The organism is Variovorax paradoxus (assembly GCF_902712855.1).
GTDB lineage: Bacteria > Pseudomonadota > Gammaproteobacteria > Burkholderiales > Burkholderiaceae_C > Variovorax > Variovorax paradoxus_Q.
The window spans coordinates 187975-205976 of sequence record NZ_LR743508.1 but is presented as its reverse complement, the minus strand read 5'-3'; the positions used below and the strand labels follow the sequence as shown (position 1 = coordinate 205976).

Genomic DNA, 18002 nt, shown 5'->3' with positions numbered 1-18002 from the left:
GAGGGGCGGTCTGTACGCTATTAAACTTATAGCTGTACACCGCCCCGTCGCTGTTGAACGAGACAACCCACGAAAACCGGCATGACAACCCCCAGACTCCAGCTCGCGAACATCACCAAGCGGTATCCCGCGGTGGTGGCGAACAGCGACATCTCGATGGCCGTTGCGCCCGGCGAAATCCACGCCGTGCTCGGCGAGAACGGGGCCGGCAAGTCGACCCTGATGAAGATCATCTACGGCTCGGTCAAGCCCGACGAAGGCACGGTGCTGTTCGACGGCCAGCCCGTCAACCTGCGCAATCCGCAGCAGGCGAGGGCGCTGGGCATCAGCATGGTGTTCCAGCACTTCAGCCTGTTCGACACCCTCACCGTGGCCGAGAACGTGTGGCTGGGGCTGGACAAGTCGCTGCAGCTCGCGGAGGTCGCGCGCAACATCACGGCCAAGGCCGGGGAATACGGCCTCGACATCGACCCGTCGCGCCCGGTGCACACGCTGTCCGTCGGCGAGATGCAGCGCGTGGAAATCATCCGTGCGCTGCTCACCAACCCCAAGCTGCTGATCCTCGACGAGCCGACCTCGGTGCTGACGCCGCAGGCGGTCATCAAGCTGTTCAACGTGCTGAAGAAGCTGTCGTCCGAGGGCTGCAGCATCCTCTACATCAGCCACAAGCTGCACGAGATCCAGGAGCTGTGCAGCGCCTGCACCGTGCTGCGGGGCGGCAAGGTCACGGGCGTGTGCAATCCGCAGCAGGAAAGCACGCAGTCGCTCTCGCGGCTCATGATCGGCAGCGAGCCGCCGCCGCTGCAGCACCGGCCGGTGCATGCGGGCGACGTGGCGCTGCGCGTGCAGGGCCTGACGCTGGCGCGCGAGGACCAGTTCGGCGTGGACCTCGAGGGCATCTCCTTCGACGTGCGCGCGGGCGAAGTGGTCGGCATCGCCGGTGTTTCGGGCAATGGCCAGAAGGAATTGCTCTACACCCTGTCGGGCGAGGACGTGCGTGCCGATGCCGCCATGGTGCGGGTGTTCGACAAGCCGGCCGGCCGGCTGCGCCCGCGTTCGCGGCGCGCGCTGGGTCTGCATTTCGTGCCCGAGGAGCGGCTGGGCCGCGGCGCCGTGCCCACGCTGGGCCTTGCGCACAACCTGCTGCTCACGCGCGGCGACGCGGTGGGCCGCGGCGGGTGGATCCGCACCGGCGCCCTCGACCGCCAGGCCAGGGCCATCATCGAGCGGTTCAAGGTGAAGGCGGGCGGCCCGAAGGCGGCGGCACGGTCGCTTTCCGGCGGCAACCTGCAGAAATTCATCGTCGGCCGCGAGATCGACGCCAACCCGAAGCTCTTCATCGTCTCCCAGCCGACCTGGGGCGTGGACGTGGGCGCCGCGGCGCTCATCCACGCCGAGATCCTGGCGCTGCGCGATGCCGGGTGTGCGGTGCTGGTCATCAGCGAGGAGCTCGACGAGCTCTTCAACATCTGCGACCGGCTGCACGTGATCGCCAAGGGGCGGCTGTCGCCCTCCATCGATCGCGCGGCCGCCACGCTGCCGCAGATCGGCGAATGGATGAGCGGCCTGTGGCAAGGCCAGGCATCGCATCCGGAGGCGGCCCATGCTTAAGCTCGAACCCCGCCCCGAGCTGTCGCGCTTCTGGAGCTACGCCTCGCCGATCCTGGCGCTGCTGATCACGGTGCTCATCGGCGTGGCGCTGTTCGCCGCGCTGGGCAAGGACCCGGTGAAGGGCCTGCTGGTGTTCTTCTGGGAGCCCATCAAGAGCGGCTATGCGCTCGGCGAACTCATGGTCAAGGCCACGCCGCTGCTGATCATCGCGCTCGGGCTGGCCGTGTGCTTCCGCTCGAACGTGTGGAACATCGGCGCCGAGGGGCAGTTCGTGTTCGGCGCCATCGCGGCCGGCGGCGTCGCGCTGCTGGCCGACAAGACCACCGGCCAGTGGATCGTGCCGGCCATCCTGGCTGCGGGCATCGCCGGCGGCATGGTGTGGGCGGGCATCGTCGCGTTCCTGCGCGACCGGTGCAACGCCAACGAGATCCTGGTGAGCCTGATGCTGGTCTACGTCGCCACGCTGCTGCTGGGCTACATGGTCTACGGCCCGTGGAAGGACCCGAACGGCTACAACTTTCCGCAGACCAAGACCTTCGAGGCGGTCACGCAGATCCCGCGGCTGTTCAAGGGTTCGCGCGTGACCATCGGCCTCGTCATCGCGCTGGTGGGCGCGGGCGCGCTGTGGGTGTTTTTGTTCCGCACCCGCGCCGGCTTCGCGCAGCAGGTCGGCGGCTTGGCGCCGGCCGCCTCGCGCTATGCCGGCTTCTCGGCGCGCCGCGCCGTGTGGATCGCACTGCTGACCTCCGGCGGCGCCGCCGGCCTGGCCGGAGCGCTCGAGGTGGCCGGCCCGCTCGGCCAGCTCACGCCGTACGTACCGGCGGGCTACGGCTTCGCGGCGATCATCGTGGCCTTCGTCGGCCGGTTGCATCCGGTGGGCATGATCTTCTCGGCCATCCTGATGAGCATGTTCTACATCGGCGGCGAGCTCGCGCAGTCGCGCCTGGGCCTGCCCAAGTCGCTCACCGGCGTGTTCCAGGGCCTGCTGCTGTTCACGCTGCTGGCCTGCGATACGCTCATTGCGTACCGCATCCGCCGCAAGGCCGCGGCCAGGGCGGCCGCCGCCGGCATGACCACCGCTTCGCTGCAGGCCAGCACGCCGATCACTGCGCCCGTGGCGCGTGCCACCGAAGGGAGCCGTTGATCATGGACAGTTATGCACTCCTGCTCGGCTCCACGCTGAGCGCTGGCACCGTGCTCGCCATCGCGGCGCTGGGCCTGCTCATCAACGAGAAGGCCGGCATCGTCAACCTGGGCGCCGAGGGCATGATGCTCTGCGCCGCCATCGCGGGTTTCGCCACGGTGGTCACCACGCACAACCCCTGGCTCGGCTTTCTTGCCGGCATGGCGGCGGGCGCGCTGCTGGCGGCCTTCTTCGGCGTGCTGGTGATCTGGCTCAACACCAACCAGTACGCGACCGGCCTGGCGCTGAGCCTGTTCGGCGTGGGTTTCTCGGCCTTTGCCGGCATCAATTTCGTGCAGGCCAAGCTGCCGGAGAGCGCGTCGTACGCCATTCCCGTGCTCGGCGACATCCCGCTGGTCGGCCCGGCGCTGTTCCGCCACCACCCGATGGTGTACTTCGCGGTGGTGCTGACCTTCGCGCTGATCTGGTTCCTCTACCGCACGCGGGCCGGCCTGGTGCTGCGCTCGGTCGGCGAATCGCCCGAATCGGCGCATGCGCTCGGCTATCCGGTGCGGCGCATCCGCTTCCTGGCGGTGATCGCCGGCGGCGCGCTGTGCGGGCTGGCGGGGGCGTACCTGTCCACCGTCTACACCCCGCTGTGGGTCGAGGGCATGGTGGCCGGCCGCGGTTGGATCGCTCTGGCCCTGACCACCTTCGCCACCTGGCGGCCGGTGCGGGTGCTGCTGGGCGCCTACCTGTTCGGCGGCGTGACGATGCTGGGCTTCCACTTCCAGAGCAGCGGTGTCGACGTGCCGTCGCAGTTCCTCAGCATGCTGCAGTACATCGCGCCGATCGTGGTGCTGGCGCTGATCTCGCGCAACCCGGCGTTCATCCGCGCGAACATGCCGGCTTCCATCGGGAAGCCGTTCTACCCCGGCTCATAATCGCGTCTTCGTTTTTCCGCCAACCCGTCCTTTTGAGGATTTCCGACAATGAATGATCTGAACAAGCGCTCCCTGCTCAAGCTGGCTGCCCTCACGGCCGTCGCTTCGGCGGCCCTGATCGGCTGCGGCAAGAAGGAAGAAGCGGCAGCACCGGCCGCGGCGCCCGCACCCGCCCCGGCACCGGCCGCGGCAGCTCCGGCCCCGGCGGCACCGCTGAACATCGCATTCGCCTATGTCGGACCGGTGGGCGACGGCGGCTGGACCTTCGCGCACGACAACGCGCGCAAGGCCCTCGAAAAGGAATTCGGCGACAAGATCAAGACCACCTTCGTCGAAAGCGTGCCCGAAGGCGCCGACGCCGAACGCGTGTTCCGCGACATGGTCGGCCAGGGCAACAAGCTGATCTTCGGCACCACCTTCGGCTACATGGAACCCATGCTCAAGGTCGCGGCCGACAGCAAGGACGTGAAGTTCGAGCATGCCACCGGCTACAAGACCGCCGAGAACATGCGCACCTACGACAGCCGCACGTACGAGGGCGCGTACATGGCCGGCGTCATCGCCGGTGCCATGACCAAGAGCAACACCCTCGGCGTGGTCGGCTCGGTGCCGATTCCCGAAGTGCTGCGCAACATCAACAGCTTCACTCTGGGCGCGCAGTCGGTCAACCCGAAGATCACGACCAAGGTCGTGTGGGTGAACGAATGGTTCAGCCCGCCGAAGGAAACCGAAGCGGCCACGGCCCTCATCAACGGCGGCGCCGACGTGCTGTTCCAGAACACCGATTCGCCGGCCGTGCTCAAGACCGCACAGGAAAAGGGCAAGCGCGCCTTCGGCTGGGACTCCGACATGACCGCCTACGGTCCCAAGGCCCACCTGGCCTCGGCCACGATCAACTGGACGCCTTACTACGTCAAGGCCACCCAGGAAGCGCTGGACGGCAAGTGGGCCACCGGCCAGGCCTGGTGGGGCGTGAAGGAAGGCGCCATCGACCTCGTGTCGATCGCCGAGGACGTGCCGGCCGAGACCAAGGCCAAGGTCGAGGAAGTCAAGAAGGGCCTGAAGGACGGCAGCTTCGTGATCTGGAAGGGCCCGATCCTGGGTCAGGACGGCAAGGAAGTGGTCGCCAAGGACGCCGTGGCCGACGACAAGTTCCTGTCGGGCGTGAACTTCTATGTCAAGGGCGTCGAGGGCAAGGTCCCTGGCGGGAAGTAAGGCTCGCCCCCAGGCTTCGCGGCACTTCGTGTCCGCTACTCCTTCCCCCTGCCGGGGGCAACACCTGAGGCCCGGCGGAGCCGGTTCCTCGGTGTTTCTGGCTCGCCCCCAGGCTTCGCGGCACTTCGTGTCCGCTTCTCCTTCCCCCTGCCGGGGGCAACACCTGAGGCCCGGCAGAGCCGGTTCCTCGGTGTTTCTGGACTCGCCCCCAGGCTCTGCGCACTTCGTGTCGCTTCTCCTGTCCCCCTGCCGGGGTCAACACCTGCGGCCCGGCGAAGCCGGGTCCGAGGTGTTTCGCGAAGGGGCTGCAACCCAAACTGTCGAAGGCCGCCGCAAGGCGGCCTTCTTCGTTGAAGCAAGAAAAGGTTTTTGCGCCATGGACTTTCGTTGGATCTTTGCGACGGCGGGCGTCGGGCTGCTGTCGACCTCTCTTTCGCTTGCCGCACCCGCGGCCTTCTCCAAGGACGAGCAGCCGCTGCGCAAGGCGGTCGAGGATGCGGCGATGTGCTTCCACTTCGCCGGCGAGTTCTCGGGCGACGGCTCGGCGCGCGACAAGGAGGTGGCGCGCGAGCAGCGCAAGGTCTGCACGAAGGAAGGCCAGCGGCTCGTGATGAAGGCCTACCGGAAGAACCCGCGGGACGAGCGCCTGTACCCCGCGGTGCTGATGCTCGACGGCCTGGTGTCGGGGCCGCCGCTGTCCGACGCCGAGAAGGCGCGCCTGTGTGCGGCCGCGAAGACCGAACTGGTCTGCGACTGAAGCGTGGCGGCACGGGCGGCTAACATGCGCGCCATGCCAACCTCCTCTTGCCGCGACGGCGGCTTCGGCCGGCGCCTGGCCATGCAGTACGGCGTCGACGCCGTGCCCTCGCTCGTCGCCACCTCGCGCTGGGGCTCGGAAATCGGCATCGCGCACATGCGCTATGAGCAGCCGCACCTGTTCGTGCTGCCCCCGCTGCCCTCGGAAGACGCCTTCCTGCTCAGCGTGGAGATCGCCTCGGGCGGCAGCCGCCGCATCCGCAGCGGCAACACCACGCTGCGGCTGGGCCTGCAGCGCGAGGAAGCGCTCCACATCACGCATCTCTCGGAATCCTCCGTCGCGTACGTGTGCAGCCCTTTCCATTCGATGCTGTTCCACATGCCGCGCGCGACCCTCGATGCGTTCGCCGAGGAGATGGCCGTGCCGCGTGTCGGCGCGCTGCGCTGCGAGGCGGGCACGGTCGATCCGGTGGTCGCCAGCCTGGCGCGCGCCATGCTGCCGGCGCTGGTGCAGCCCGAGACGGCGAGTCGGCTGTTCGTCGACCACCTCGCGCTGGCGCTGAAGGCGCATGTGCTGCACGCCTACGGCGGTGTGGCGGGCGCGGCCAGCGCCGAGGCGAGCGGGCTCGCGCCCTGGCAGGAGCGCCGCGCCAAGGCCTTCTTGGTGTCGCGCCTGGCCGGCGATGTGTCGCTGGCCGAGGTGGCAGCCGAATGCGCGCTGTCGCGCAGCCATTTCAGCAAGGCCTTCAAGCGCACCACCGGTCAGACGCCGCATGCCTGGCTGGTCGCGCAGCGCGTGGAGGCCGCGCGCCGCCTGCTGGCACAGCCGGGCGTTCCGATCGCCGAGATCGCCACCGCCTGCGGGTTCGCCGACCAGAGCCACCTGACGCGGGTGTTCTCCGCGCAGGTGGGGACGTCGCCCGCGCGCTGGCGGCGGATGCACGCGGGCTGACAGGTCCGCCGGCCTGCTCGATGCCCTGCGCACCTTCGCGCTGATGGCGTCGCCGCTGCCCACCGCGCTCGCCACGCAATGGGTGCACGACGGCTCGGCCACGCACCTGCTCGAGCAAGTGCGCGCGGAGACATGGGCGCGCCACGACCTGGCCAGCGGCATCCTGGGCGTGCCGGCGAAGGCCTCGGGCCGCGGCATCCACATCTGGCACCCGCCGTCGGCGCGCTGGACTGCACACGAGCTGGCGCGCGCGGCACTGGCCGAAGGTCTCTCGCTGACGCCGTCGGCCGCGTTCGCGGCAGGGGTCGACGCGCCGAACGTGGTCCGGCTGTCGCTGGGCGCGGTGCGTGGCAGGGCCGCGCTGGCCGATGCGCTGCACCGGCTGAAAAGCGCTGCTCGAGCGCGAGGCCGTGGTCGAGCGCCGGCTGGTGATCCGACGCGTCGCCGCCGCTTGTCGCGGCCGGGTATCGACGCACGCCGGCAGTGGGGGCGTGGCGGCTGCGCCTGCGCGTGTCGTGCGCTGCCTCGCCTGTCAGGCCCCGATGCGCGGCGCCCTCAGAGCGACCGCGGCAGCAGCGCCGGCACCAGCGGACGGCTCAGCCGCTTCACCCACCACTGCAGCGCCTGCCCCTTGGCGCCGGTCTTCCAGGCCAGCCAGAAGGCCTCGGGCGCGCGCGGCTCCTCGGTCTGCAGCTCGACCAGCGTTCCGCGCGCCAGCTCGCCCTCGACGCACGCGCGCGGCAGGAAGCCGTGCCCCAGCCCTGCAACCTGGCACGCGATCTTGGCGGTCATCGACGGCACCGCGATGCGCGGCTGCCCGGCCATCAGCCCGACGGTGCGGTCCGACAGCGTGCGTGCGCTGTCGCCCACCACGATGGCGTTGTGGCCGAGCAGGTCGCCGCGCTGCAGCGGCCGGTTCAGGCGCGTGAGCGCGTGCGTGGGCGCCACGCAGAACACGAACTCGAGGCTGCCCACGTCCACGGCCTGGTAGCCACCGCCGGCCGGACCTTCGCCGGCGGCGATGACCACGTCGGCGCGGCCCTCGCGCAAGGCCTCCCAGCTGCCTGTGAGCGCCTCGCAGCAGATGCGCAGCCGCGTGCCGCAGCGCAGGTCCTCGAACGCGCGCACGTCGTCGATGAGCGCCTGCGTCGGAATGAGCGAGTCGTGCACCAGCCGCAGCTCGGACTCGAAGCCGGTCGCGATCTGGCGCATGCGCGATTCGAGGTCGCTCGCGGCGCCCAGCAGCCAGCGTCCCTCCTTGAGCATCTCGCCGCCCGCAGCGGTGAGCGTGACGCGCGGCCCGTTGCGCTCGAACAGCTGCATGCCGAGCTGATCCTCGAGCTTGCCGACCGCGTAGGAGATGGTCGAGGGCACCTTGTTGAGCCGCGCGGCGGCGGCCGCGAACGAGCCGTGCCGGTCGATGGCGTCGACCACCTCGATGGCTTCCAGGCTGAGCTTGAGCATGTGTCGCTCCTTGAAAAGCGGATGTTCGAAAAATTCGATCATAGACGGCAAAAGGTTTCGCCAAAGAACCCGTCCTGAAGTTCGATGATTCATCCCATGCCTAGGAAAAATCTTCCGAAGCGAATTGTGAATTCAATCGAATTCAACTACTGACAAGGAGTGAATCATGTTGGAAATCCGCAGCGCCACCGACCGCGGCCTCGCTGACTTCGGTTGGCTCAAGTCCCGCCACACCTTCTCTTTCGGCCACTACCACGACCCGGAACAGGAAGGCTTCTCCGACCTGCTGGTGATCAACGACGACCGCGTCACGCCTGGCCGCGGCTTCGGCACCCATCCGCACCGCGACATGGAAATCTTCTCGTACGTGCTCGACGGCGCGCTCGAGCACAAGGACTCGATGGGCACCGGCTCGGTGATCCGTCCCGGCGACGTGCAGATGATGAGCGCGGGCACCGGCGTGCGCCACAGCGAGTTCAACTCGTCGGCCACCGACCCGCTGCATTTCCTGCAGATCTGGATCGTGCCGAACGCCAAGGGCGTGGCGCCGCGCTACCAGCAGAAGCACTTCGGCCCCGAGGAAAAGCGCGGCCGGCTGCGCCTGATCATTTCGCCCGAAGGCACCGACGGTTCGCTCGCGGTCCACCAGGACGCCCGCGTCCACGCCGGCCTGTTCGACGGCGACGAGCAGGCGACGTTGACACTGGAGGCCGGCCGCTTCGCCTATGTGCACGTGGCACGCGGCAGCGTGGAGCTCAATGGCCAGCGCCTGAACGAAGGCGACGGCGTGCGGGTGCGCGACGTGCGCCGGCTCGACCTGGCCCGCGGCGAAGGCGCCGAGGTGCTGGTGTTCGACCTGCGCCCCAACGAACTGCCCGCGTTCTGAGCCGGCCCGCCGACGGCAAATGTCCAAACGGGCTCATTAATCGACAAGACATGCGTCCTCGCCGAAACGAGGATGCAGCCCACGGTTCGATGCCCGTCGTCCACCTCGCTTTCCTCTCGCATTCCTCCCGCTTCCCTCGCGCGCTGTCGCTCTTCTTTCTTCTTTCCTTTTCCTTTTTCAACCAACCCTTTCACGGAGTCACTTCATGTCCATCAAAGCCACCCCCACCGCCGGCGCCAAGCTCCTCACGCCCAAGGACCACACGCTGGTCATGATCGACTTCCAGTCGCAGATGGCCTTTGCCACGCACTCGATCGACGCCGTCAACCTGCGCAACAACGCGGCGCTCGTCGCCAATGCGGCCGCCGGCTTCGGCGTGTCGACCATTCTGACCACCGTGGCCGAGAAGAGCTTCTCGGGCCCGATGTTCAGCGAGATCACCGACGCGTTCCCGGGCCAGAAGATGCTCGACCGCACCTCGATGAACACCTGGGAAGACGCGGCGGTGATCGACCGCGTGAACGAGATCGGCAAGCAGCGCATCGTGCTGTCGGGCCTGTGGACCGGCGTGTGCATCGTCGGGCCGGCGCTGTCGGCCATCGACCAGGGCTTCGAGGTGTTCGTCATTGCCGACGCCTGCGGCGACGTGTCCACCGAGGCGCACAACCGCGCGATGGACCGCATGGTGCAGGCCGGCGCACAACCCATGACCTCGCTGCAGTACCTGCTCGAGCTGCAACGCGACTGGGCCCGCACCGACACGTACGAAATGACCACCGGCATCGCGAAGAAGTTCGGCGGCGCCTACGGCCTCGGCGTGACCTACGCCAAGACCATGTTCGGCGCGCACGAAGGCTGAAACCGGCCGTGAGCAGCAAGATGAAGCCCTACGTCCTGTCGCTCGCGCTCGGCCTGCTGGTCGGCGTGATCTACGCACTGTTCCAGGTGCGCTCGCCGGCCCCGCCGGTCATCGCCCTCGTGGGGCTTCTCGGGATCCTGCTCGGCGAGCAGATCCCGCCGCTCATCAAGAGCGTGATCAAGCCCGATCCGGTGGCCACCTCGTGGCTGCATCACCAGGTCAAGCCGCACGTGTTCGGCGAACTGCCGCAATGCGCCAAGGCCGATCCGGCCGTCGCGGCCGCGGCAGCTTCCGCAACCACCAACGCCCGCAAAGACTCATGAGCGAATCGTTCGACGAACAACGCCGCCGCCTGTGCCTCGGCACGCTCGGCGCCGCCATTGCCGGGACGGCAATGGCCCAACCCTCCGCTTCAAGGAAACCCGACATGGCAGGCACCGCCACTCCCGACCTGATCCTTCACAACGGCCGCTTCACCACGCTGGACCGGGCCAACCCCGAGGCCGGCGCCGTGGCCATCAAGGACGGCCGCTTCCTGCGCGTGGGCCGTGCCGAGGACGTGCTGCCGCTGGCCGGCAGCGGCACCCGCGTGGTCGACCTGAAGGGCAAGCGCGTGCTGCCCGGCCTCATCGACAACCACCTGCACATCATCCGCGGCGGCCTCAACTACAACCTCGAGCTGCGCTGGGACGGCGTGCGCAGCCTGGCCGATGCCATGGGCATGCTCAAGCGCCAGGTGGCCAACACACCCGCGCCGCAATGGGTGCGCGTGGTCGGCGGCTTCACCGAGCACCAGTTCGCCGAGAAGCGGCTGCCCACCATCGACGAGTTGAACGCCGTGGCGCCCGACACGCCAGTGTTCATCCTGCACCTGTACGACCGCGCGCTGCTCAACGGCGCCGCGCTGCGCGCCGTGGGCTACACCCGCGACACGCCCGCGCCGCCCGGCGGCGAGATCGTGCGCGACAGCGCCGGCAACCCGACGGGGCTGCTGCTGGCCAAGCCCAACGCATCGATCCTGTACGCCACGCTGGCCAAGGGACCGAAGCTGCCCTTCGAGTACCAGCTGAATTCCACGCGCCACTTCATGCGCGAGCTCAACCGGCTCGGCGTGACCGGCGCGCTCGACGCGGGCGGCGGCTTCCAGAACTATCCCGACGACTACCAGGTGATCCAGCAGCTGGCCGATGCCGGCCAGCTCACCATCCGCCTCGCCTACAACCTGTTCACTCAGAAGCCCAAGCAGGAGAAGGAAGACTTCCTCAACTGGACGGCCACGTCCAGGTACAAGCAGGGCAGCGACTACTTCCGCCACAACGGCGCGGGCGAGATGCTCGTGTTCTCGGCCGCCGACTTCGAGGACTTCCGCCAGCCGCGTCCCGACATGGGGCCGGAGATGGAAGGCGAACTGGAGGAAGTGGTGCGCGTGCTCGCGCAGAACCGCTGGCCCTGGCGCCTGCACGCCACCTACGACGAGACCATCGACCGCGCGCTCGACGTGTTCGAGAAGGTCAACCAGGACACGCCGCTGGCCGGGCTGAACTGGTTCTTCGACCACTGCGAGACCATCTCCGAGAAGTCGATCGACCGCATCGCGGCGCTCGGCGGCGGCATCGCGGTGCAGCACCGCATGGCTTACCAGGGCGAGTACTTCGTCGAGCGCTACGGCGCCGGCGCGGCCGAGGCCACGCCGCCCGTGAAGCGCATGCTCGAGAAGGGCGTGAACGTGTCCGCGGGCACCGACGCCACGCGCGTCGCCTCGTACAACCCGTGGGTGTCGCTGTCGTGGCTCATCACCGGCAAGACGGTGGGCGGCATGCAGATCACGCCGCAGCGCAACTGCGTCGACCGCGAGACCGCGCTGCGCATGTGGACCGAGAAGGTCACCTGGTTCTCCAACGAGGTCGGCAAGAAGGGCCGCATCGAGGCCGGCCAGCTGGCCGACCTGATCGTGCCCGACCGCGACTTCTTCGCCTGCGCCGAATCGGACATCGCCGACACCACGGCGCTGCTCACGATGGTGGGCGGCAAGGTGGTCTACGGCGCCGGACCGTTCGCCTCGCTCGACGAAGGCACGCCGCCCGCGGCCATGCCCGACTGGTCGCCCGCGCGCACTTTCGGTGGCTACGCCGGCTGGGCCGACACGAAGGAGGGCGCGCCGTTGCAGAAGGCGCTGCAGAACTCGATGCGCAAGGCGGCCGCCGCCTGCGCCTGCGCGAACGACTGCAACGTGCACGGCCACCAGCACGCCACGGCCTGGAGCAGCAAGCTGCCCATTGCCGACCTGAAGAGCTTCTGGGGCGCGCTCGGTTGCGCCTGCTGGGCGGTGTGATGAAGACGATGCGTTGGCAACCCTCACCCGTGCTGCGCTGGGTCGCGCTGCTGCTGCTGTGCGCGGCCTACCTGCAGGGCGGCTTCAACAAGGCAATGGACTTCGGATCGGCCATCGCCGAGATGGACCACTTCGGCGTGTCGCCCGCGGCACCGATGGCCGCGGCCGTCATCGTGCTGGAACTGGGCGCCTCGGCGCTCATCCTCACGGGCTTCCATCGCTGGCTGGGCGCGCTGGCGCTGGCGGCGTTCACGCTGTTCGCCACCTTCGTGGCACTGCGCTACTGGCAGCTTCCGGTGGGGCAGGAACGCTTCATGGCCGCGAACTCGTTCTACGAGCATCTCGGTCTGGTCGGCGGCTTCCTGCTGGTGGCATGGCACGACCTGCAGGGGCGCAAGGATGACTGAGGGCACCCACACCGCAAGCGCCGCCAAGGCCTCCGGCGGAGGCTTCGCACCGCTGCGCCAGCCCGTCTTCGCCGTGCTGTGGGCGGCCACCGTGCTCGGCAACATCGGCAGCTTCATGCGCGACGTGGCGAGCTCGTGGCTGGTGACCGACCTCTCGGCCAGCCCGACCGCCGTGGCGCTGATCCAGACCGCGGCCACGCTGCCGATCTTCCTGCTGGCCATACCGGCGGGCGTGCTGTCGGACATCCTCGACCGCCGACGCTTCCTGATCTTCGTGCAGCTGGTGCTCGCCAGCGTCAGCGGCACGTTGCTGGTGCTCTCGCACACCGGCGCGCTCACCGTCGAGTACCTGATCGCGCTGACCTTCGTCGGCGGCATCGGCGCGGCGCTGATGGGGCCGACCTGGCAGTCGATCGTGCCGGAGCTGGTGCCGCGTGCGGACCTGAAGAGCGCGGTGGCGCTGAACTCGCTGGGCATCAACATCGCGCGCTCCATCGGCCCGGCCGCGGGCGGCCTGATCCTCGCGAGCTTCGGCGCGGCCGTCACGTACGGCGCCGACGTGCTGAGCTATGTGTTCGTGATTGCCGCGCTGATCTGGTGGAAGCGCCCGGCGGCGGTCGACAGCGGGCTGTCGGAGAACTTCTTCGGCGCCTTCCGCGCCGGCCTGCGCTACACGCGCGCCAGCAAGGAGCTGCACCGCGTGCTGCTGCGCGCGGCCGTGTTCTTCCTGTTCGCGAGTTCGGTGTGGGCGCTGCTGCCGCTGGTGGCGCGCCAGATGCTGGGCGGCACGGCCGGCTTCTACGGCGTGCTGCTGGGCGCGGTAGGCGCGGGCGCCATCGCCGGTGCGCTGGTGATGCCGCGGCTGCGCGAGCGGCTCGATGCCGACGGCCTGGTGTTGCTGGCTTCGGTGATCACTGCTGCCGTGATGGGTGCGCTGGTGTTCGCGCCGCCGAAGTGGCTGGCGGTGCTGCTGCTGTTGCTGCTCGGCCTGGGCTGGATCATCGCGCTGACCACGCTCAACGGCGTGGCCCAGTCGATCCTGCCGAACTGGGTGCGCGGCCGCGGCCTCGCGGTATACCTAACCGTGTTCAACGGCGCCATGGCCGCGGGCAGCCTCGGCTGGGGCCTGGTCGCGCAGGAGATCGGGGTGCCGTACACGCTGGTGGCCGGGGCCGTCGGTCTCGTGGTGGTGGCCCTGCTGTTCCACCGTGCACGCCTGCCCAGCGGCGAGTCGGACCTGCAGGCTTCCAACCACTGGCCCGAACCGCTGGTGGCCGAGCCCGTCGCGCACGACCGCGGCCCGGTGATGATCCAGGTCGAGTACCGCATCCGCAAGGAGGACCGCCCCGCGTTCCTCGCCGCCATGAAGCGCCTGTCGCTGGAGCGCCGCCGCGACGGTGCCTACGCATGGGGCGTGACCGAGCACACCGGCGACGCCGAGCGCGTGATGGAGTGGTTCCTGGTCGAGTCGTGGGCGGAGCACCTGCGCCAGCACCACCGCGTGTCGCATGCCGACGCCGACCTGCAGAACGAGGCCGTGCGCTTCCACATCGGGCCCGAAAAGCCCGTGGTGCATCACTTCCTGTCGCTCTGAGCTTCCGACGATTCCTTCCGACAACAGACGTCATCCCGACAACCACCAAGGAAACACCATGGCCCATTCGAAAGCCTCCAGGCCGGCAACCGGCAAATCCGTGAAGGCGCTGGCGAGCAGCACCAGGGCGCGCCGCACCGCATCGCTGCACACGCCCAGCGACCTTGGCGCCGATGCCACGCGCGACATCTCGGCGGCGCTCAACGTGCTGCTGGCCGACGTGTTCGCGCTGTACTTCAAGACGAAGAACTTCCACTGGCACATGTCGGGCCCGTCGTTCCGCGACTACCACCTGCTGCTCGACGAGCAGGCCGACCAGATCTTCGCGACCATCGACCCGATCGCGGAGCGCGTGCGCAAGGTGGGCGGCACCACGCTGCGTTCGACCGGACATGCCGCGCGGCTGCAGCGCCTGTCGGACAACGACGCCGACTTCGTGACCCCCATCGGCATGCTCGCCGAGCTGCGCGAGGACAACCAGCGCCTGGCCGGCTTCATGCGCGCCACGCACGGCGTGTGCGACGAATACGGCGACGTGGCCACGGCCAGCGTGCTGGAGAACTGGATCGACGAGGCCGAAAAGCGCACGTGGTTCCTGTTCGAGTCGGTGCGCGAAAGCTGACCCGGCCGCTTCTTCCTTTTTCTTTCCATTCGCACCCATCCACAGGAACAACCATGACCACACTCACCCTGCGCGACGGCACAGAGCTCTACTACAAGGACTGGGGCTCGGGCCAGCCCATCGTGTTCAGCCACGGCTGGCCGCTGAGCGCCGACATGTGGGACGCCCAGATGCTGTTCTTCGCGGAGCGCGGCTACCGCGCGATCGCGTTCGATCGCCGCGGCTTCGGCCGCTCGAGCCAGCCCTGGACCGGCTACGACTACGACACCTTCGCCGACGACATCGCCGAGCTGATCGAGAAGCTCGACCTGAAGGACGTGATCCTGGCCGGCTTCTCGATGGGCGGCGGCGACGTCACGCGCTACATCGCGCGCAAGGGCAGCTCGCGCATTGCCAGGCTGGCGCTCATCAGCGCGGTGACGCCGCTGTTCATGAAGACGGCCGACCACCCCGTGGGCCCCGACGCCTCGCTGTTCGCCGGCATCCGCGCAGGCCTGGTGGCCGATCGCCCGCAGTTCCTCGACGACTTCAGCACGCTGTTCTACGGCACGAACCGGTCCGGCGCGAAGGTGTCGCAGGGCGTGTTCAAGCAGACGCTGCAGATCGCGCTGCAGGCTTCCATCAAGGCCACGATCGATTGCGTGACCGCGTTCTCGGAAACCGACTTCCGCCCCGACATGGCGAAGATCGACGTGCCCACGCTCGTGATCCATGGCGACGACGACCAGGTGGTGCCGTTCGAGGCCACCGGGAAGCTGGCGGCCGAGATGATCCGCAACGCGACGCTGAAGGTGTATGCCGGCGCGCCGCACGCCACCTGCAACACGCACGCCGCACAGGTGAACGCCGACCTGCTCGCGTTCATCGAGGGCTGAGCCTGCCGTGATGCGCGAGGGGGCTTTCGGCGACCTGCTGGGACGGTGCTTCGAGCTGCCGTCCGCCCCCGCGCTCGTCATGCTGCCCGCGCCTTTCGCGGTCACGCGCATCACCTGCACGCCGGACCGGCTGGGCATGAAGCGGGAAATCCCGCGCGAGGACGCCTTCCTCGTCGTGCTCCACCTCGTCGGCGTGCGCCATCACGAGACCTGGCTGCGCGGGCGGCCGGCGGTGGTGCGCGGCTATGCGCCGGGCGCGCTCAGCATCGTCGACCTGCGGGACGAGGTCGCCAGCTACCTCGGCAACCCGCTCGACGCGCTGCACTTCTACCTGCCGCATGCGCTGGTGCGCGCCGTGGCGCTGGCGCAGGGCATGTCCGGCGTGAGCGGGCTGGCCTGTGCGCCGGGCATGGTCGACCCGGTGATGTGCAGCCTCGGCGCGGCCGTGCTGGCCCTGCTCGAACGGCCGCAGCCCGGCGGTACGCCGGTGCATCGGCATCTGGCGCTGGCCATCTGCGCGCACCTGGTGCACCGGTTCGGGAACAATGCCTTGACGACCGGCGCGGCTGCCGCAACACGGCTGGCACGGCACGTGAATCGCCCTCTCCAGCTGCATTGAAGCGCTTCCAACCTGGGAATCCCCATGACCCCTTCTCCTTCTTCCCCCGCATCTCCTGCACCCGTCGAAGTCCGCGACAACCCGGCGAAGCACCGCTTCGAATACGCCGAACAGGGCGAGCGCGCGGTCGCGATCTATTCGCTCGACGGCAACGTCATCACCTTCATCCACACGCTGGTGCCCGAAGCGCTGCAGGGCCGGGGCATCGCGAAGCAGCTGGTGCTGGCCGGGCTGGCGTCCGCGCGCGAGCGCGGGCTGCGCGTGGTGCCGCAGTGCCCGGTGTTCAACGCCTACATGCGCGCCCATCCCGAGACGCACGACCTGCTGGCCGAAGAAGGCCGCAAGCTGCTCGGCCTCTGAGAAAGACGAGCGCATGACCGCCGACGACCGCCAGCCAGGGCTGCGCACCGCCAGCCTCGGCGAGATCGCAGGCCGCGCCGTGCCGGGCGCGGAGACCGTCACCGCCGTGATCCAGCAGACGGTACGGCGCGAATCCGTTGCCGCCTACGAGCAATGGCTGAAGAAGGTGGTGCCGATCGCCTCGCGCTTTCCGGGGCACCGCGGCGTCAACGTGATTCATCCGGCCGCGGGCGGGCTGCAATACACCGTCACCATCCGCTTCGATTCGCTGGCGCATGCGCAGGACTGGTTCGGCTCCGAGACGCGCCGCGAACTGGTGCGCGAGGTGGCTCCGCTGCTCGATGCCGACGAGAAGGTCGAGACCCGCACCGGCCTCGAGTTCTGGTTCCACCCGCCCGCGGGCCAGCCGCCGGCCAAACGCTACAAGCAGTTCCTGCTGACGCTGTCGGTGATCTATCCGCTGACGATCCTGGTGCCCGCCGTGCTGCACCGCCTGCTGGCGCCGGTGCCGGTGGTGTCCGGCTACTGGCTGGAGCACCTGGTGGCTTCGGCGGTGCTCGTGGGGCTGATGGTGTACGTCGTGATGCCGAGGTATACGCGCCTGATGGCGCGCTGGCTCTACAAATGACGCGCGGCTGCTGAGGCCGGCGTGGACGGCGGCGCCGCCGGATCGCCTTCGTGCGTGCTGCGCTGCAGCGCGACGGCGCACGCCGCCAGCACCGGCGGCACGGCGAAGCACCAGACGTTCCAGCGCGCGTAGATGAGCGCCGCCGCCGCGCAGCCCGAGGCGAACCACGCCACCGCGGCCGCCATGCGCCGCATGCGCGTGCGCGCCGCCGCAGCCTCCTCGGGCGCCTGTCCCCCGCGCAGCAGGTCGGCGAGGTCGACCATGACCTGCGTGGTCGTTCCGGTCATGAGCGTGGTCGGCGGGGCACTGCCGAGGTGGATGCGGTGCACCGCGTTCTGGATCGCCATCGCCGACACGAGCACCAGGCCTGCGGCCATCGCGGCGGCGCTGTCGCCGTCGGCAAAAGGCCCGAAGCGGATCGCGAGCACGCCGCCCGCGAGCAGCAGCACGGCCTTGGCCGCCAGCATGGTGCGCAGCACCGGCAGGCCGAGCGCGGGCAGCCCGTAGCTCACCAGGCGGGCCAGTATCACCATCGCGCAGAACACCGGCAGCGCCAGCAGCTTGGTGATGGCACCCGAGGTGCCGTGCACCAGCGCCGCGCCGATGGTGACGAAGTTGCCCGTCACGTGCGCGGTGAACAGGCCGTGCAGCGCGAGGAAGCCGGCGGTGTCGATGAAGCCGCCGTTGAGGCTCATGAGCTGGGGCAGGGTGGGTTTCATGGCAGGAAGAAGGTCCGTTTCGGAGGGCCTCCATCG

General features: G+C 69.0%; 19 protein-coding genes. 17 read left to right on the top strand and 2 right to left on the bottom strand.

All coding sequences use genetic code 11. From position 1 onward, the window contains the following. Positions 1-81: 81 nt before the first annotated feature. From AACL56_RS27425 to AACL56_RS27400, 6 genes are all read left to right on the top strand, one after another. Complete coding sequence (locus AACL56_RS27425) at positions 82-1611, top strand: ABC transporter ATP-binding protein (RefSeq protein WP_339093139.1); 1530 nt, start codon at positions 82-84, stop codon at positions 1609-1611. Next, positions 1604-2755: an ABC transporter permease gene (locus AACL56_RS27420; protein WP_339093138.1), complete on the top strand. Its 1152-nt coding sequence runs from the start codon at positions 1604-1606 to the stop codon at positions 2753-2755. The genes AACL56_RS27425 and AACL56_RS27420 overlap by 8 nt, the downstream gene beginning before the upstream one ends. A 2-nt stretch (positions 2756-2757) precedes the next feature. Beyond that, positions 2758-3678, top strand: coding sequence for an ABC transporter permease (locus AACL56_RS27415; RefSeq protein WP_339093137.1), 921 nt, complete (start codon positions 2758-2760; stop codon positions 3676-3678). 48 nt (positions 3679-3726) lie between these two features. Beyond that, positions 3727-4893 (top strand): BMP family ABC transporter substrate-binding protein, encoded by a 1167-nt coding sequence (locus AACL56_RS27410; RefSeq protein WP_339093136.1) that lies wholly within the window; start codon positions 3727-3729, stop codon positions 4891-4893. Positions 4894-5269: 376 nt separating this feature from the next. Then, a complete protein-coding gene (locus AACL56_RS27405; RefSeq protein WP_339093135.1) occupies positions 5270-5650 on the top strand; it encodes a hypothetical protein in 381 nt (126 codons plus the stop codon). 33 nt (positions 5651-5683) lie between these two features. Next, complete coding sequence (locus tag AACL56_RS27400) at positions 5684-6601, top strand: AraC family transcriptional regulator (RefSeq protein ID WP_339093134.1); 918 nt, start codon at positions 5684-5686, stop codon at positions 6599-6601. A gap of 555 nt (positions 6602-7156) precedes the next feature. Here the strand turns inward: AACL56_RS27400 and AACL56_RS27395 are convergent. Further along, a complete protein-coding gene (locus AACL56_RS27395) occupies positions 7157-8065 on the bottom strand; it encodes a LysR family transcriptional regulator (protein WP_339093133.1) in 909 nt (302 codons plus the stop codon). 166 nt (positions 8066-8231) lie between these two features. On the opposite strand from AACL56_RS27395, the gene AACL56_RS27390 reads away from it, so the two are divergent. From AACL56_RS27390 to AACL56_RS27340, 11 genes are all read left to right on the top strand, one after another. Then, positions 8232-8951, top strand: coding sequence for a pirin family protein (locus AACL56_RS27390; RefSeq protein ID WP_339093132.1), 720 nt, complete (start codon positions 8232-8234; stop codon positions 8949-8951). A 205-nt stretch (positions 8952-9156) separates the two neighbouring features. Beyond that, on the top strand, positions 9157-9810 hold the full coding sequence (locus AACL56_RS27385; RefSeq protein WP_339093130.1) for a hydrolase: 654 nt from the start codon (positions 9157-9159) through the stop codon (positions 9808-9810). Positions 9811-9830: 20 nt separating this feature from the next. Beyond that, entirely contained in the window at positions 9831-10133 is a 303-nt protein-coding gene (locus AACL56_RS27380) for a DUF1427 family protein (protein WP_339095253.1), read from the top strand. 104 nt (positions 10134-10237) lie between these two features. Next, the gene (locus tag AACL56_RS27375; protein WP_339095251.1) at positions 10238-12142 is read left to right on the top strand and encodes an amidohydrolase; all 1905 of its coding nucleotides are present in this window, start codon (positions 10238-10240) and stop codon (positions 12140-12142) included. Then, positions 12142-12549 (top strand): DoxX family protein, encoded by a 408-nt coding sequence (locus AACL56_RS27370; protein WP_339093129.1) that lies wholly within the window; start codon positions 12142-12144, stop codon positions 12547-12549. The genes AACL56_RS27375 and AACL56_RS27370 overlap by 1 nt, the downstream gene beginning before the upstream one ends. Further along, positions 12542-14143 (top strand): MFS transporter, encoded by a 1602-nt coding sequence (locus AACL56_RS27365; RefSeq protein WP_339093128.1) that lies wholly within the window; start codon positions 12542-12544, stop codon positions 14141-14143. The genes AACL56_RS27370 and AACL56_RS27365 overlap by 8 nt, the downstream gene beginning before the upstream one ends. 58 nt (positions 14144-14201) lie before the next feature. Next, positions 14202-14765, top strand: a complete 564-nt coding sequence (locus tag AACL56_RS27360) for a Dps family protein (protein WP_339093127.1) — start codon at positions 14202-14204, stop codon at positions 14763-14765. A 53-nt stretch (positions 14766-14818) separates the two neighbouring features. Then, a complete protein-coding gene (locus tag AACL56_RS27355; protein ID WP_339093126.1) occupies positions 14819-15640 on the top strand; it encodes an alpha/beta fold hydrolase in 822 nt (273 codons plus the stop codon). Positions 15641-15650: 10 nt separating this feature from the next. After that, positions 15651-16259, top strand: a complete 609-nt coding sequence (locus AACL56_RS27350) for an AraC family transcriptional regulator (protein WP_339093125.1) — start codon at positions 15651-15653, stop codon at positions 16257-16259. Between the two features lie 24 nt (positions 16260-16283). Further along, entirely contained in the window at positions 16284-16619 is a 336-nt protein-coding gene (locus AACL56_RS27345) for a GNAT family N-acetyltransferase (RefSeq protein ID WP_339093124.1), read from the top strand. 13 nt (positions 16620-16632) lie between these two features. After that, positions 16633-17247 carry an antibiotic biosynthesis monooxygenase gene (locus tag AACL56_RS27340; RefSeq protein ID WP_339093123.1) on the top strand — a complete coding sequence of 205 codons (615 nt, stop codon included), beginning with the start codon at positions 16633-16635 and terminating at the stop codon, positions 17245-17247. Here the strand turns inward: AACL56_RS27340 and AACL56_RS27335 are convergent. Further along, positions 17238-17966 (bottom strand): YoaK family protein, encoded by a 729-nt coding sequence (locus AACL56_RS27335; protein WP_339093122.1) that lies wholly within the window; start codon positions 17964-17966, stop codon positions 17238-17240. The two genes, AACL56_RS27340 and AACL56_RS27335, sit on opposite strands and share 10 nt — an antisense overlap. Positions 17967-18002: the final 36 nt, after the last annotated feature.

Bases quoted from the DNA above. Each gene is read 5' to 3' on its own strand.
- AACL56_RS27425 (WP_339093139.1), top strand. From the start codon at position 82: ATGACAACCCCCAGACTCCAGCTCGCGAACATCACCAAGCGGTATCCC.
- AACL56_RS27420 (WP_339093138.1), top strand. From the start codon at position 1,604: ATGCTTAAGCTCGAACCCCGCCCCGAGCTGTCGCGCTTCTGGAGCTAC.
- AACL56_RS27415 (WP_339093137.1), top strand. From the start codon at position 2,758: ATGGACAGTTATGCACTCCTGCTCGGCTCCACGCTGAGCGCTGGCACC.
- AACL56_RS27410 (WP_339093136.1), top strand. From the start codon at position 3,727: ATGAATGATCTGAACAAGCGCTCCCTGCTCAAGCTGGCTGCCCTCACG.
- AACL56_RS27405 (WP_339093135.1), top strand. From the start codon at position 5,270: ATGGACTTTCGTTGGATCTTTGCGACGGCGGGCGTCGGGCTGCTGTCG.
- AACL56_RS27400 (WP_339093134.1), top strand. From the start codon at position 5,684: ATGCCAACCTCCTCTTGCCGCGACGGCGGCTTCGGCCGGCGCCTGGCC.
- AACL56_RS27395 (WP_339093133.1), bottom strand. From the start codon at position 8,065: ATGCTCAAGCTCAGCCTGGAAGCCATCGAGGTGGTCGACGCCATCGAC.
- AACL56_RS27390 (WP_339093132.1), top strand. From the start codon at position 8,232: ATGTTGGAAATCCGCAGCGCCACCGACCGCGGCCTCGCTGACTTCGGT.
- AACL56_RS27385 (WP_339093130.1), top strand. From the start codon at position 9,157: ATGTCCATCAAAGCCACCCCCACCGCCGGCGCCAAGCTCCTCACGCCC.
- AACL56_RS27380 (WP_339095253.1), top strand. From the start codon at position 9,831: ATGAAGCCCTACGTCCTGTCGCTCGCGCTCGGCCTGCTGGTCGGCGTG.
- AACL56_RS27375 (WP_339095251.1), top strand. From the start codon at position 10,238: ATGGCAGGCACCGCCACTCCCGACCTGATCCTTCACAACGGCCGCTTC.
- AACL56_RS27370 (WP_339093129.1), top strand. From the start codon at position 12,142: ATGAAGACGATGCGTTGGCAACCCTCACCCGTGCTGCGCTGGGTCGCG.
- AACL56_RS27365 (WP_339093128.1), top strand. From the start codon at position 12,542: ATGACTGAGGGCACCCACACCGCAAGCGCCGCCAAGGCCTCCGGCGGA.
- AACL56_RS27360 (WP_339093127.1), top strand. From the start codon at position 14,202: ATGGCCCATTCGAAAGCCTCCAGGCCGGCAACCGGCAAATCCGTGAAG.
- AACL56_RS27355 (WP_339093126.1), top strand. From the start codon at position 14,819: ATGACCACACTCACCCTGCGCGACGGCACAGAGCTCTACTACAAGGAC.
- AACL56_RS27350 (WP_339093125.1), top strand. From the start codon at position 15,651: ATGCGCGAGGGGGCTTTCGGCGACCTGCTGGGACGGTGCTTCGAGCTG.
- AACL56_RS27345 (WP_339093124.1), top strand. From the start codon at position 16,284: ATGACCCCTTCTCCTTCTTCCCCCGCATCTCCTGCACCCGTCGAAGTC.
- AACL56_RS27340 (WP_339093123.1), top strand. From the start codon at position 16,633: ATGACCGCCGACGACCGCCAGCCAGGGCTGCGCACCGCCAGCCTCGGC.
- AACL56_RS27335 (WP_339093122.1), bottom strand. From the start codon at position 17,966: ATGAAACCCACCCTGCCCCAGCTCATGAGCCTCAACGGCGGCTTCATC.